2 protein-coding genes (1 of these 2 running past the window's edge) are annotated in these 17,102 nt (G+C 47.6%); both read left to right on the top strand.

The window, feature by feature from the left end; translation table 11 throughout:
* Complete coding sequence (locus NLX73_RS02760) at nucleotides 1-11,139, top strand: hybrid non-ribosomal peptide synthetase/type I polyketide synthase (RefSeq protein ID WP_254325304.1); 11,139 nt, start codon at nucleotides 1-3, stop codon at nucleotides 11,137-11,139.
* Nucleotides 11,123-17,102: the 5' portion of an SDR family NAD(P)-dependent oxidoreductase gene (locus NLX73_RS02765; protein WP_254325305.1), read on the top strand. Its footprint extends 13,700 nt past the window's final position; only the first 5,980 of its 19,680 coding nucleotides appear in the window; it begins with the start codon at nucleotides 11,123-11,125; the stop codon falls past the right edge of the window. The genes NLX73_RS02760 and NLX73_RS02765 overlap by 17 nt, the downstream gene beginning before the upstream one ends.

Here is a 17,102-nt window from a genome sequence, read left to right on the forward strand (position 1 = left end):
ATGATGCGAAAACATGACCAAACAGGGAACCTTGATATTCCGATCGCTTCTTTTATTGAAACTTGCCGTAAATTTCCTGAAAAGGAGTTATTTACGTTTGAGAAAGAAGGCCAGAGTCCTCAAATTCTTTCCGGAAATACGCTTCTACATCAAATACAGTCTTTGGGCAGTATCCTTTTGAAAGAACTGGCTGAGCAGGAACGGGCACTTCTTGTATTTCCTCAGGGCCTGGAATATATCAGCAGCATGCTGGCATGTTTTTATGCAAATATCGTGGCCATACCTACACCTATTACAGATTCGGAGCCGGATGAAAAAATCTTTGAGAAGATGATGCCTATTTATAAGGATTCCCAAGCCGCATGTATCATAACTAATACGGACTTCAAAGCATTTCTCCAAACACGGGAGGAGTTTAATTCAATCCGTATCCTGAATATTGATGAAATCTTTCAAGAAGATGCCGTTAACGTTGACATAGAAATGAGAATGCCAGTGCCGCAGGATACTGCTCTTTTGATGTATACATCGGGCTCAACATCCTTACCAAAAGGTGTAATCCTTAGTCACAGCTGCTTGATGAATCAGGCCAAGGCTGAGCAATGGAGAATTGACCGGAATAGTCGTGTTGTTTCCTGGACGCCGCAATTTCATGCTTTTGGACTGCATAACAATATTTTAGTCCCACTTTTAAACGGGGCATCGAGCATTATTCTCCCGCCAGAAAGCTTCGCTAAAAATCCGGAAAATTGGATTCATATGATGGACAAGTATCAGGCTACCCATACGGCAGCGCCAAATTTTGCGTTCGATTATTGCTGCTCCACACTGGACATCGCTTCAATTAAGCAATATTCACTTCGCCATCTCCAAGCGATTATATGTGCAGGTGAGCCCATTCGGAAGGAAACTTACGAGAACTTCATCCATAAATTCCGGGCATTAGGGCTACGAGAGGATATATTTTGTCCCCTCCTTGGCTTATCGGAGCTGTGCCCCGTCGCCAGTATAAAACCAGGTCAGTCGATGAGATTCCTTAATTTAGATATCCCTAGCTTGGAGCAACGAAGAGTCCAATACACGGATGAGAAGAACAAATCGAAGTCCGTAGTGAGCTGTGGGGAGATTGAAGATCCGACGCAAATACGAATTGTTCATCCTGAAAGACATACACAATGCTTACCGGAGGAAGTCGGCGAGATTTGGATTAAATCCGCACGGATGGCAGAGGGATATTTAAACAGGAAGGAAGAAACGAATAGCACTTTTGAGGTAGCCCTTTCCGATACAAAAGAAGGCGGCTTTTTTCGTTCCGGGGACCTTGGCTTCATTGCGGATAATCATATCTATGTCATCGGCAGAGAGAAGGAAGTCATCATTATTCGCGGCAAAAATCATCATCCCGTCGATATTGAATGGACCATCCAAAAGAATATGCCAGAGTTGACCTTGCCCATCGCTGTATTTTCCTCTGAAATCAATGGTCAGGAAAAAGTAATCGTCGTACAGGAAATTGAAGCGTCCCTTCATGAGCAGGAATATAAACGGTTGGTCGAAAACATACTGAATGCCGTATCCGATACGCATCAACTTGAAATTTACGATATCTATTTGCTGCTTAAGGGAAGTATACCCAAAACGGGAAGTGGGAAAATCCAAAGAAAGATCTGCCGCAATGCTTATATCAAACAAGAGCTTCAAGCACTTTATCAATATCGGAGTGGGTTTTCACCATCACATTCGAATATGGAAGAAACCGCTGCAGAAAACCATGACGCTACCAAAAATGTCATTTCGTTGGTTCAGTCGAAGATTCAGGAGTATATAGTGCAATTTTTGTGTTGGGAACTGAATCTCAAGCACGAGGAAATGAATTTGAATACAAATCTTCATGGTTATGGCATCGATTCTATTCTTGTCATGAAGCTTATACGCGGCCTTGAGAAGTCCTATCCGATCAAGGTTAAAGCAAGAGAAATTTTAGAGAACCCGACGATTCAACTATTATCGGCATATTTAGCCCAAAAGGTTGAAGAAGATAAATCCACTGTACAGGTCAATACTGAGAAAAATTCGCTCAGTTTCCGAAGGAACCCGCTTTCTGAAGTTCAGAAAGGGTTGTGGCTATTACATAAAATGTCCCCTGAGATGAATGCTTACAATATACCAATATGCCTCCGGTTTAATACGAAGATTGAGATTGAGAGCATTAAACGGGCTTTTCACATCGTTTTAGAACAGTATCCTATTTTAAAAAGTGTGATTGAAGAGGAAAATGGGATACCTTATCAAAAGCTGCAGCCCACGCAGCCGCTTCATGTGCAAGTGGAGGATATTTCAGTCTTGGAAGTAGATAAGATTATTCCATTTATTAGCAATAAAGCAAAGCAACCATTCATGCTGGAACAGGATCCTTTGATGCGTATTTATGTTATGTCCAGATCTGAACAGGAACATTTCATACTGGTTGTCATCCACCATATTATTTTTGATGGAAGTTCTTTCGGCATGTTTATACAAAGCTTTTTAGATGCCTATAAGAACGTGGTACAGGGAAAGACATCGACGGTGTTGCCACCCGCAGCGAGCTACGGCGATTTTGTTAAATGGGAGCAAACGATGTTAGCGAGTGCAGAAGGGGAGAAGTATCGTTCCTACTGGACACAACAGCTGTCAGGTGCTTTACCGACCCTGGAGCTGCCATATGACCGCTCTGGTTTTCCGGCTCAAAGCATGGAAGCACAAACATATTCCAAGCCGCTTCCGCTTAAATGGGTCAAACGAGTAAAGTCTTTTGCCCAAGCGCAATATACGAGCTTGTCTACAGTCTTGTTAGGTATGTATACGGTATTGCTTAACCAGTATTCGGGACAGGAAGATATCATTGTTGGAATGCCAGTTATGGTGCGCCCGGAGCAGCGTTTTGACAATTTAATCGGCTATTTTGTCAATATGCTTCCAATCCGGAGTCAGATATCGGAAACAGAGACATTCCTGGATTTCATGAAAAAATTGCAGCTGACAGTAGTCGATGGAATGGATCATGCCTCGTATCCTTTTCCGGCTCTGGTCCGAGAATTGAATGTGCCGCGGATGCAGACGAGCTCACCTGTTTTCCAAGCAGCCTTTTCTTATCAAAACTTCCTTCCAACTTCAAGCTTTCGGCAACTTTGCAAGCCATATAAAGATATCTTTTTCGTCGAATTGGTTGAAGAAATTCACCAGGAAGGCGAATACGAGTTGGTATTGGAAATGCAAGAGCAGGAAGAGGAAATGATATTAAATATCAAATATCGCTCCAATTTGTTCGATCATTCAACCATCATACAGATGGCAGAGCGTTATATAGAATTAGCGGAAGCACTTATGGAGAATCCCACTTGGCCCTTGGAGGAGCATTCATTACTTTTACCAGAGGAAAAGGACATCATCCTTAATGACTGGAATGCTACCGGAACAAGTTATCCTGATAAATGCTTTCCTGAATTATTCACAAAACAGGCAAGAAAAACACCTGAGGCTATTGCAGTTGTATATGAAAAGGTATCGCTTACCTATGGGGAACTAAAAGAAAAGAGCACTTTGCTGGCCTTATATTTGCAGAAACATGGGGTAACTCCTGATACTCTTGTGGGGATTTGCATGGAACGTTCTTTAGATATGGTGATTGGGCTGTTGGGAATCCTGATGGCCGGTGGAGCCTACGTGCCGCTCGATCCGGAATATCCGGAGGATCGATTGGAGTATATGCTTCAGGATTCCAAAGTTTCACTGGTCATTACGCAATCGGGGTTGTTGGAGAAAGTGTCACGCTTGGAAGGGAACAACGTTAGCTGTATTGTCCTTGATAAAGATTGGGATCATCTGAAAAGTGATGTGAAGGGTAGAAAGACAATCAAACGGGAAGTACAACCTCACCATTTGGCATATGTGATATATACCTCTGGAAGTACAGGGAAACCCAAGGGGGTCATGATTCCACATAAAGCGTTGACCAACTTTCTTATTTCCATGGGAGAGCAGCCCGGTTTAACAGAGCAGGACAAACTACTTGCAGTGACAACGTATTGCTTTGATATAGCGGGACTGGAATTATATCTGCCTTTGATTAAGGGGGCTCAATGCCATATTTGCAGCTCCAAAAATATAAAGGATGCCGAAAGACTTAAGCAGGAAATTCAAAGAATAAAACCGACAATCATGCAAGCCACTCCTGTGACTTGGACCCTGCTCTTTCAAGCCGGCTGGAAGAACGAAGAGAACATGAAAGTTCTCTGCGGAGGGGAAGCCCTTTCAGAAACGTTGAAATCTTATTTTGTTCATAACAGCTGTGACGCATGGAATATGTTCGGTCCGACCGAAACCACAATTTGGTCTACAATTCAAAAGATCAACGCAGATAAGCCTATTTCGATCGGTAAGCCTATCGCAAACACCCAGATTTACATTTTGGACAAACATCTTAGACCTGTGCCTGTCGGTCTTCCGGGAGAGCTTTTTATTTCGGGCAGCGGATTGGCCAGAGGCTATTGGAACCAGCCAGAGCTTACGGCTGAAAAGTTCATAGACGACCCATTCAATCCGGAAACCAAGCTCTACAAAACTGGAGATTTATGCAGGTGGCTTTCGGACGGCTCTATTGAGTATGTGGGGCGGATGGATTATCAAGTGAAAATTCGCGGGTTTCGGATCGAGCTGAGTGAAGTTGAAGGTCAGGTCAGAACATATCCAGGAATCGATGATTGTATCGTGATTGCCAAGGAACAGGGGGGGAATAAGCAGCTTGTTGCCTACTGTTTGCTGAACAATTCCGAGTCCGGTAAGCCTCCTCTCGATCCGAAGGAAGTTCGAAACTATTTAAAAACTTTCTTGCCCTATTATATGATACCCGCATTTTTTATAGAGCTAGATAAGCTGCCTTTGACCCCTAATGGGAAAATAGATCGAAAAGAATTAATAAATCGCAGGATCGAGTTAGCAACAACAAGAAAGATCCATTTACCACAATCGGATGTTGAACATCAAGTTCTAACAGTATGGAAAAAACTTCTGAATGTTGATGATCTAAGTACAGATGATGCTTTCTTTGACGTAGGTGGGAATTCTTTTTCAGCAGCAGAGATGATCGGAAGGGTCAAGGAATTGTTGGAATGCGATATTTCGGTGACAGCATTGTTCAAGTATCCGACAGTTAAGGAACTCAGTGCCTATATTACAGAAACAAGAAGTGAGAATGTTGATTCTCAAATGGAACAATCACATACACTGGAACAAACAAATACAGCTGAGACAGCCCTACCGAAAATGGATTCAGGCGAAGATGACCTCAAGCCACCCTACCCAGATTATTTTGAGGATAGTCTCGCAATTATAGGGATTTCATGTCATTTTCCAGGGGCCAAAAACCATGCCGAGTTTTGGAGCAATTTGAGGGCAGGGGTAGAGAGTGTTCGCTTCTTTTCCGAGGAAGAATTGGTTGGATTAGGGCTGGAAAAAGAAATCGTCGGGAATCGAGGCTATGTTCCCGGACGATGCACGATTGAAGGAAAAGAGTATTTCGACCCTGAGTTTTTCAGTTTATCACAGAAAAATGCCGAGTTTATGGATCCTCAAATGAAATTGCTGTTGCAGCATTCATGGAAAGCCGTTGAGGATGCTGGCTATATTAGCAAAGAAATTCCTGATACCAGTGTGTTTATGTCAGCAAGCAGCAGCTTCTATCAAGCATTTATTCCCAATTTAGCATCGCAATCGCCTAATGTCCTGAAGAACGCGGATGAATATGTAACCTGGATCTTAGCACAGGGTGGAACAATTCCTACCATGATCTCTCATAAATTGGGATTTAAAGGTCCGAGTCTGTTTGTGCACTCGAACTGCTCTTCCTCATTAGTCGGATTGCGTCTGGCTTCGCAGAGTCTGCTATCTGGTGAAGCCAAATACGCTTTAGTCGGAGCATCCACGATCTTTCCTTTCACCAGTTTAGGCTATGTGCATCAACCCGGCTTGAATTTTTCCAGTGATGGACATATTAAAGCCTTTGACGAGTCGGCAGATGGAATGGTTGGCGGAGAAGGGGTTGGGGTTGTTCTACTGAAGAAAGCGCCAGATGCCGTTAGAGACGGTGACCATATTTATGCGCTTTTACGGGGAGTAGGTGTGAACAACGATGGAACCGACAAATTAGGGTTTTATGCCCCAAGTGTCAAAGGTCAGGCTGAAGTTATTCAGAAGACGATAGAATCAACCCGAATTCATCCCGAATCTATCAGTTATATCGAGACGCATGGAACCGGAACAAAATTGGGCGATCCTGTTGAATTTGCTGCCTTAAATGAAACGTACAGGCAGTATACGACCAAAAAACAATTTTGCGGTATTGGATCGGTCAAAACCAATATCGGGCATCTGGATACTGCAGCAGGTTTGGCGGGGTGCATTAAAGTTGCTTTAAGCCTATACCATAATGAGATTCCTCCTTCGCTTAATTACGAAAAACCAAACTCTGATATCCATTTGCCCGATTCACCCTTTTATGTTGTTGATCGTCTCCAAAAATGGGAGAAGGCGTCGGCTCCTCACCGGGCGGCGTTAAGCTCCTTTGGAATAGGCGGAACTAACGCTCATGCCATATTTGAACAATTTGTAGCCAATGCTGAATCAGAACGATTTAAAGATCATTCTGTGAACGAAGATACTATCTATCTAATTCCATTATCTGCAAGGCATCATCATCGGCTTAAAGTGTATGCACAAGAGCTTTCAGATTTTTTGATAGCTTCTGAAGACATTAATTTGTCGGATGTATCCTTTACGCTTCAGACAGGACGAATGGCAATGAAAAACCGGATAGCTTTTATCGTAAAGAATACGAGCGAGCTGGTACAAAAGCTCCAATCGTTCACGAATGAACAAGCACATATCGAGAACTGCTGGAGGGGAGAAAATAATCAGTCAAAAGATTCAGTGCAACTATTTGAACAGGAAGAAGTTTTCAAGGAATTAATGAACAAATGGATTGCAAATTGTGAAATGAACAAGCTGGCAGAGTTGTGGGCCAAAGGCTTCTATATAGATTGGCGATTGCTATATTCCAATGTCATACCGAAAAGAATAAGTCTACCTACGTATCCTTTTGCACAGGAGCGTTGTTGGGCTCCAGAGGTTGAGGCCAGAGCAGTAAGAACCGAAACAGCGAAAGCGCCAGCGGTTACAAGTAGCTGTACACTGCTATTTGAGCCTGCCTGGAAGAAGCAGGACATACCGCTGGAAGCCGAAGCTCCTGCCTATGATCGGCGAATGGTCTTGCTTTGTGAGCCGGAAGAAGTTTTGCACGAGAAACTCGAAGCGAGCTTGAATGGAGCTGCGCAGGTGCTGGCCTTTCAATCCGGAAAAGGCCGGGTCGATGAGCGGTTCCAGGCCTATGCTGTTCAGGCCTTTGAGAGCATCCAAAGTATGCTCAAAGACAAGCCGAAGGGAAGAGTACTGGTCCAGATTGTGGTGTGGAACTCTGGGGAAGGGCGGCTCTTTTCGGGGCTTTCGGGACTGTTGAAGACAGCCCGGCTAGAAAATCCAAAATTCATCGGGCAGCTGATTGAAGTGGATCAGGGAGAACAGGCCGAAGGCATCCTGACGAAGCTGGAGGACAACAGTCGAAGCCCGATGGATGGCTGGATTCGCTATGAGGAAGGTCAACGGAAGACCGCTTGCTGGAGCAGGCTTGTAACATCTGGGCAAAAAAAGGAGCTTCCATGGAGAGATAGTGGGGTCTATCTGATCACCGGCGGCTCCGGCAGCCTAGGGCTGCTGGTTGCAGAAGAGATTACGCGGCAGACGCAAGCAGCGACCTTCATTTTGACGGGGCGCTCGCCGCTGGACCGAGACAAGCAGACGAAGCTGCAGGAGCTGGAAGCTTCAGGGGCCAGCGTGGTGTACAGGCAAGGCGATATCACCGACAGGAAGACGGTTATCGATTTACTGGACAGCATCGAGCAGGAATATGGACGTGTCCATGGGATTATCCACTGTGCAGGGGTGATTCAAGATAACTTCATCATCAAGAAAACAAGGGAAGAATTTATAGAGGTGCTGGGACCGAAGGTGAGCGGACTAGCCCATCTGGATGAGGCGAGCAGCGGTCAGGACCTGGACTTCTTCGTGCTCTTTTCTTCCATATCGGGCAGCTTGGGCAATCCGGGACAGGCTGATTATGCGACCGCCAATGCCTTTATGGACGCATACGCCGAATATAGGAATGCCCTGGTAGGGGCCAAGCAACGGCGGGGGCAGACGTTATCTATCCACTGGCCGCTATGGAAAGAGGGCGGGATGCGGATCGATGCGGATTCGGAACAGATCATGACGCAAAACATGGGCATTACAGCCATGCAGACTCGGTCGGGAATGAGGGCGTTGTACCAAAGCTTGGCCTCCGGCAAGGAGCAGGTAATGGTCTTGGAGGGGGAACCTGAGAATATTGAGGCCTACCTGGCGAAAGCCGTTTCACAAGCCGGTGTCCGTGCCATTCAGGCAGTACCTAACCAAGCAAGCGTACCTATGCTGGATGCAGGCTTGCTCTACGACAAAACCTTGCATAGTCTCAAGGTACTGTTTGGAGAGGTGACCCGGCTGAGCGTCGGCAGCATTGAAACCAATGAACCGCTGGAAACCTATGGAATCGACTCGATCATGATTACCCAGCTGAATGCCAAGCTGACGGGCTTTTTTGGAGAACTGTCCCAGACGCTGTTTTATGAGTACCAGACCTTGCGCGCCTTGACGGAATATTTTGTGGCAGAATACCCGCAGGAGTGTATGCAGTGGGCCGGGATGAGCCATGACATACAGCCTGTAGAGGAAACAGTTGCGGCACCGCTGTATGTCGAAGAAGAAGCCGTGCCATCTGCGGCAAAGGCGGTAGCGAAGCCTGTCCGAAGCTTGGCGGGGTCTGCTTCTGCGGAAATGCGTGAACCGATAGCGATCATTGGGATGGCTGGAAAGTATCCCTGGTCCAGGGACATGAACGAATATTGGGAAAATCTAAAAGCAGGGAAGGACTGTGTCACCGAAATCCCGCGTGAGCGTTGGACGCTGGAAGGGTTCTTCCATCCTGATCCACAGGAAGCGGTGGTAAATGCAAAAAGCTACAGCAAATGGGGAAGCTTTATCGAAGGATTTGCAGAATTCGATCCGCTGTTTTTCAATATTTCGCCACGGGAAGCACTCGGTATGGACCCGCAGGAAAGGCTGTTCATTGAAGCCTGCTGGGAAGCACTGGAGGACGCGGGCTACACCCGGGAACAGCTTGCGGTGCGGCATAACCGCCGGGTAGGCGTATTTGCCGGAATTACTAAGACGGGCTACGAACTCTATGGGCCGGAATTATGGAAGAAGGGAGCGCAAATATTTCCCCAAATATCCTTTAGTTCGGTAGCGAATAGGATTTCGTACCTCTTTAATTTGCAAGGGCCAAGCATGCCGATCGATACGATGTGTTCGTCCTCGTTGACCGCGATTCATGAAGCCTGTGAGCATCTGTACCGCGGAGAATGCGAAATGGCTATTGCAGGCGGAGTAAATTTGTATCTCCATCCGCTCAGTTATGTTGGGCTTTGCGCCAACCACATGCTGTCAGCAGACGGGCAGTGCAAGAGCTTCGGCAAAGGAGGCAATGGGTTTGTCCCTGGAGAAGGCGCGGGAGTCGTCCTATTAAAGCCGCTGTCCAAGGCGATCGCTGATGGGGACCTTATCCATGCGATGATCCGGGGGACAAGCATTAACCATGGAGGTAAGACCAACGGCTATACGGTGCCGAACCCGACAGCCCAAGGGGAACTGATCCGGGCGGCCCTAGAGCGAGCGGGGGTACATGCGCGGACGGTCAGCTATATTGAAGCCCACGGAACAGGCACGGAGCTGGGGGACCCGATTGAAGTGACGGGTCTAACCCAGGCATTCAGGAAGGATACGCCGGATACGGGATTCTGCGCCATAGGCTCTGTGAAGTCCAACATCGGACATCTGGAGGCGGCAGCGGGTATCGCCGGGGTTGGGAAAATCATCTTGCAGATGAAAAACCAGACGCTGGTTCCCAGCCTGCATGCCCAAGAATTGAATCCGAACATCCATTTCGGTCAGACGCCGTTCGTCGTCCAGCAGGAGCTGGGGGAATGGAAGCGGCCAGTGGTTGAGATCGATGGAGAGACGCGGGAATATCCGAGGATAGCCGGGATTTCATCGTTTGGAGCGGGAGGCTCCAATGCACATGTCATCATCGAAGAGTACATTGCGGAAGAGAAGGTGCCCATGAGCGTTACGGCTCAAAAGCCTGCAATCATCGTATTGTCAGCCAAAAATGAAGAACGACTGAAAAAACAGGCCGAGAGAATGCTAGCCGTTATGCGGGAAGGACAGCTCAGCGAAGGCAGTCTGGCCGATGTGGCCTACACGCTGCAGGTGGGACGCGAAGCCATGGAAGAACGGCTGGCAGTGATTGCAGGGTCTATGCAGGAGCTGGTGGATAAGCTGGAAGGATTCCTGGAAGGACGAGACGGAATCCCTGAGTTGTACCGGGGCCAGGTCAAACGGAATAAGGAGGCGCTGAAGGCGCTGGTAGAAGATGAAGACATGGAGAGAATGATTGCTGCCTGGATAGGGAAAAGGAAATATTCGAAGGTTGTTGATCTCTGGGTCAAGGGACTGGCAATGGATTGGAACCTGCTTTATGGGGATGCCAAGCCGCGGCGAATCAGCCTGCCGGCCTATCCTTTTGCGAGGGAGCGGTACTGGATCACGGATATTAAAACTAAATCGGCTTCCATTGAATCTGCAGATGCTGTAAAGCCAACAGATTCGTTCATTGCCCAAAAGGCACTTGCCAAAACGGCAAATGTTTCGGAAATGAATAAGGAAGACATCGATGCTTCAAATCCCGAAGCTATTCCTTCGTATATCCAAAACATCCAGAGTCATATTTCTGCCAGTGTAAAAATAAAGAAGATGCCGGATCTTTCTTATCTAGCGGATGCATACGAGACAATGTCCTCGACTAGAGTCGACAGCAAAGCTTACTCGGAACAGGATGGAGCGACACGAGGGACTGAACGGGAATGGAGGCTTACAGATGAAGGAAATGAATGATATCTTATGCAGGCTGTTATGGAGCCATTTGCGCTTGATGGGATTATGTCCATATGCGCAAATGGAAAAGAAAGCTATGATCGCGGATTTTAAAACAAAAAACGGCTTACTGAATTTATACGATCGTTGGCTTGAAGAAAGCATAGAGATTTTGGTACGGAATCAGTATTTGTACTGCAATGGAGAGTCATATAGCGTAGCGGGTACTGCTTCGGTCGATCTGCAGGCTGTATGGAAGGAGTGGGAATGGAAGAAAGGGGCATGGCTGAAAAATCCGGATCTCTCAGCCTGGGTATTTTTGGTAGGATCGACCTTGCGCAAGCTGCCGGAAATTTTAACCGGGAAGATACCAGCCACCGATATCATTTTTCCTGATTCCTCCATGAAACTGGTAGAAGGTATATATAAGAACAGTCCTGCAGCGGATTACTTTAATGAAGTGCTGGGAGATATCGTAGTTTCCTATCTAAATGAGCGGATCAAGCATAACCCGTCGGTACCGATTCGAATCATTGAAATTGGTGCAGGCACTGGAGGTACTAGCGCTTTGGTCTTCCAGAAGCTCGAACCTTATCGGGAGCATATTCAAGAATATTGCTATACCGACAAATCCAGAGCATTTTTATTACATGCACAAAAAGAGTACGGTCCGAAAAATCCTTACCTGACTTATCAGATTTTTAATGTGGAAGAGTCGGCTCAGGGACAAGATATTGATACAGGTGGATATGATATTGCGATTGCCACCAATGTATTGCACGCCACACGGAACATTCGCCAAACGTTACGCAATGTCAAAGCGGCGCTGCGAGAAAACGGTCTGATTCTTATAAATGAAATCAGCGGTAACTCTCTGTTAAACCATCTATCCTTTGGCCTTTTAGAGGGATGGTGGCTTTATAATGACCCGGAGCTGCGCATTCCAGGCTCTCCCGGGTTATATCCCGAAAGTTGGCAAAAGGTATTGGAGATGGAGGGTTTCCGGTCCGTTTTCTTCCCTGCTCAGGAAGCGCATGATATAGGTCAACAAATTATTGTGGCAGAAAGCGATGGTATGATTCTGAACAAACAGGAGCCTGAACACGACAAATCTCAAATGAAACAGCGTGACGAAGGAATTCGATCAGATATTGATGTAACAAGCGAGATGGCTGAAGAGTATGTCAAGGAGCTTATCGTAGGGAAGCTGGTAGAGGCTTTGAATGTGGACTTTACTATGATTGATATTCATGAGTCATTCGCAGATTATGGGCTGGACTCCATTCTTGGCGTCAACTTTGTGCAGGCTGTCAATCAGGGGCTGGGGATTCATTTGCAAACTACCGACATCTTCGATTACAGTTCGGTAAAACAACTGACGCTATACATTTTAAGCCAATATGGAGATAAAGTTTCACAAGTCTTGGACCAGAGCGCTAATCCAATAGACAACATGGAAGATGCAAGTCGCGACATCCAAAAACCTAAAGACACGGATCATATTCTTCATCCCGTTGAAACGGCAAGTATATCCTTTGAGCAGGACAGACCCAATAAGAAGGATAAAGAGAAAGCTTTAACACCAAGGGAGCCCATTGCGATTATTGGAATGAGCGGGCGGTTTGCTGGATCAGATAATGTACATGAGCTTTGGAATCACCTTAAGAACGGTGACGATTTAGTGGAAGAGGTAACCCGGTGGGATCTTTCGAAATACCAGAAAAAACATGCAAGCTACTGCAATCACGGCAGTTTTTTGGGGGATATTGATAAGTTTGATCCACTTTTTTTCAATATCTCAGGATTGGAAGCGACCTATATGGATCCGCAGCAGCGATTGTTCCTGGAGGAAGCGTGGCATGCTCTGGAAGATGCTGGATATGCGGGGACAGGGATGGAGGGTCGCCGTTGTGGAGTGTATGTGGGCTGTGCAGAGGGAGATTACCAACAATTGCTGGGTGAAGACCTGCCTCCACAAGCGCTTTGGGGTCATATGGGTTCCGTGATACCCGCTAGAATCTCCTACTACTTGAATCTTCACGGACCAGCAATAGCTGTAGATACAGCTTGTTCCAGTTCGTTAGTTGCAGTTCATCTGGCCTGCCAAAGCTTATGGACCGGAGAAACGGATATGGCTTTAGCTGGTGGTGTCTATATTCATACGACCCCTCGCTGCTATTTATATGGTGACAGGGCAGGGATGCTGTCTCGATCGGGACGCTGCTATACCTTTGATGACAGGGCAGATGGAATGGTTCCGGGAGAGGCACTTGGCGCGATTGTGCTCAAGCGTCTTCATGAAGCTGTTGCTGATGGAGACCACATCTATGGAGTGATTTCAGGCTCAGCGATCAACCAGGACGGTACCACGAATGGACTTACTGCGCCAAGCCAGAAATCTCAGGAGCGACTCGAGCAAAATGTATACGATACATTTCATATCCACCCAGAGCAAATCCAGATGGTGGAAGCACATGGAACTGGCACCAAATTGGGAGATCCCATTGAATATCAGGCACTGACTCGAACCTTTAGAAAGTATACCGACAAGAAGGAATATTGCGCCATAGGGTCCATTAAGACGAATATTGGCCATACGCAAATTGCGGCAGGAATTACGGGAATGATCAAACTGTTATTGTCATTAAAGAATAAGCAAATTCCTCCTACACTTCATTTCCGGTCGGGCAATTCAAATATTCAGTTTGCGGATAGTCCTTTTTATGTCAATACGTATCTCCAGGACTGGGAGGTTGAGCCTGGAGTCAGACGCTGTGCTGCGGTCAGCTCCTTTGGTGCCAGCGGTACGAATGCTCATATGGTCATAGAAGAGGCTCCACAGACGGAACGGAGACATTCCGAAAAGCCAGGTTATTTCATTCCGCTGTCGGCACGAACTTCAAAACAATTGCGCCAGCAGGTAAAGCAACTGCTTGCTTATTGTGAACAGGAGCCTATGGCGGATTGCGGTAATATGAGCTATACATTATTGCTTGGGAGAAAGCACTGTAATCATCGGCTTGCATGTGTTGCCCGTAATCAAGGCGAGCTTGTCATGTCCCTTAAAAAGTGGCTGGAAAAAGGCAGTGCTTCTCAAGTTTATCATTCTGAACTGCATGAAAAAGATCAACGCATACAAACATCTTTGAAAAGATACGGGGATGAATGTATTTACAATTGTCAAAACGTAAGCGATACCCGCGAGTATTTGGAGCTTTTGACTACGATTGCAGATCTGTATGTTCAGGGATATTCGTTAGACTTTGAGTGCTTGTTTTCAAATGAACAGTACTCTAGGATTCCGTTGCCAACTTATCCTTTTGCAAAAGAGCAGTATTGGGCGCCTAGGAGTGAGGACGAAATTACAGGCGGCAGAGCGGCAGAGCGTGAACCAAAATTTACGGTCGCCAGAGCTGCGGAAGCGCCTGCCGTTACGAGTAGTCGTACACTGCTATTTGAGCCTACATGGAAAGATCAGGATGTACCGCTGGAAGCCGAAGTCCCTGCCTATGATCGGCGAATGGTCTTGCTTTGTGAGCCAGACGAAGCTTTGCACGAGCGACTCGAAGCGAGTTTGAACGGAGCTGTGCAGGTGCTTGCCTTTCGATCCGGGAAGAGCCGGATTGATGAACGGTTCCAGGCCTATGCTATTCAGGCCTTTGAGAGCATCCAAAGCTTACTCAAAGACAAGCCTGAGGGGAGGGTGCTGGTCCAAATTGTGGTGCGGAACGCCGGGGAAGGACGGCTCTTTTCGGGACTTTCGGGACTGTTGAAGACAGCCCGGCTGGAAAACCCGAAATTCATCGGGCAGCTGATCGAAGTGGAACAGGGAGAACAGGCGGAAGGCATCCTGGCGAAGCTGGAGGATAACAGCCGTAGCCCGATGGATGGCTGGATTCGCTATGAGAACGGACAACGGACAATCGCTTGCTGGAGCAGGCTTGAAACATCTGGGCAAGAAGAGGGGCTTCCATGGAGAGACGGTGGGGTCTATCTGATTACCGGCGGCTCCGGCAGTCTGGGACTGCTGGTTGCAGAAGAGATTGCGCGGCAGACGCAAGCAGCGACCTTCATTTTGACGGGGCGGTCGCCGCTGGACCGAGACAAGCAGATGAAGCTGCAGGAGCTGGAGTCTTCAGGCGCCAGCGTGGTGTACAGGCAAGCGGATATCACCCATAGAAACACCGTTATCGGTTTATTGGACAGCATTCAGCAGGAATTTGGACGTGTCCATGGGATCATCCACTGCGCAGGGGTGATTCAAGATAATTTCATCATTAAAAAAACTAGTGAAGAATTTTTGGAGGTGCTGGGACCGAAGGTGAGCGGACTGGTCCATCTGGATGAGGCAAGCAGCGGCCAGAACCTAGACTTCTTTGTGCTCTTTTCTTCCATATCGGGCAGCCTGGGCAATCCTGGACAGGCTGACTATTCGACGGCCAATGCCTTTATGGACGCATACGCTGAATACCGGAATGCCCTGGTAGGGGCCAAGCAACGGCGGGGGCAGACGTTATCCATCCGCTGGCCACTATGGAAAGAGGGCGGAATGCGGATCGATGCGGACACGGAACAGATCATGACGCAAAACATGGGTATTACAACCATGCAGACCCGGTCGGGAATGAGGGCGTTGTATCAAAGCTTGGCCTCCGGCAAGGAGCAGGTGATGGTCATGGAAGGGGAGCCTGAAAAAATCGAGGCCTACTTGGCAAAAGGCGTCTCACAAGCCGGCGTCCGTGCCATCCAAGTAGCTATTTCTAATCAGGCAACCCCTAAGCTGGATGCAGTCCAGCTCTACGATAAAACCTTATATCGACTCAAGGTGCTTTTGGGAGAGGTGACTCGGCTGAGCGTCAGCAGCATCGAAGCCCATGAGCCGCTGGAGAGGTATGGAATCGACTCGATCATGATTACCCAGCTGAATGCCAAGCTGGCGGGCTTCTTTGGAGAGCTGTCCCAGACGTTGTTTTATGAGTACCAGACCTTGCACGCCTTGACGGAATATTTTGTGGCGGAATACCCGCAGGAGTGCATGCAGTGGACCGGAATAAGCCATGACATGCAGCCTGTAGAGGAAATACTTGCGGCACCGTTGTGCGCCGAGGAAGAAGCCGTGCCGGCTGCGGCAAAGGCGGAAGCGAAGCCTGTCCGAAGCTTGGCGGGGTCTGCCCCTGCGGAAATGCGTGAGCCGATAGCGATCATTGGGATGGCTGGAAAGTATCCCTGGTCCAGGGACATGAACGAATATTGGGAAAATCTAAAAGCAGGGAAGGACTGTGTCACCGAAATCCCCAGTGAGCGTTGGACGCTGGAAGGGTTCTTCCATCCTGATTCACAGGAAGCGGTGGCGAATGGAAAAAGCTACAGCAAGTGGGGTGGCTTTATCGAAGGATTTGCGGATTTCGATCCGCGCTTTTTCAATATTGCGCCACGGGAAGCACTCGGTATGGACCCGCAGGAGAGGCTGTTCATTGAAGCCTGTTGGGAAGCACTGGAGGACGCGGGTTACACCCGAGAACAGCTTGCGATGCGGCATAACCGCCGGGTAGGCGTATTTGCTGGGATTACCAAAACGGGTTTTGATCTATACGGACTGGATTTATGGAGAAAAGGAACGCAAATATACCCTCATACATCCTTTAGTTCAGTGGCCAACAGGATTTCGTATCTCTTTAATTTGCAAGGGCCAAGCATGCCAATCGATACGATGTGTTCGTCCTCGTTGACCGCGATTCATGAAGCTTGTGAGCATCTGTACCGCGGAGAATGCGAAATGGCTATTGCAGGCGGAGTAAATCTGTATCTCCATCCGCTCAGTTATGTGGGACTTTGCGCCAACCACATGCTGTCAGCAGACGGGCAATGCAAGAGCTTCGGCAAAGGAGGCAATGGGTTTGTCCCTGGAGAAGGCGCGGGGGTCATCCTATTAAAGCCGTTGTCCAAGGCGATCGCTGATGGGGACCTTATTCATGCGGTGATCC

This window comes from Paenibacillus sp. CH40 (genome assembly GCF_024213605.1).
Taxonomy (GTDB): Bacteria; Bacillota; Bacilli; order Paenibacillales; family Paenibacillaceae; genus Paenibacillus; species Paenibacillus polymyxa_B.

Excerpts from the sequence above, each read along its gene's own strand:
- NLX73_RS02760 (WP_254325304.1), top strand. The coding sequence starts at position 1 with ATGATGCGAAAACATGACCAAACAGGGAACCTTGATATTCCGATCGCT.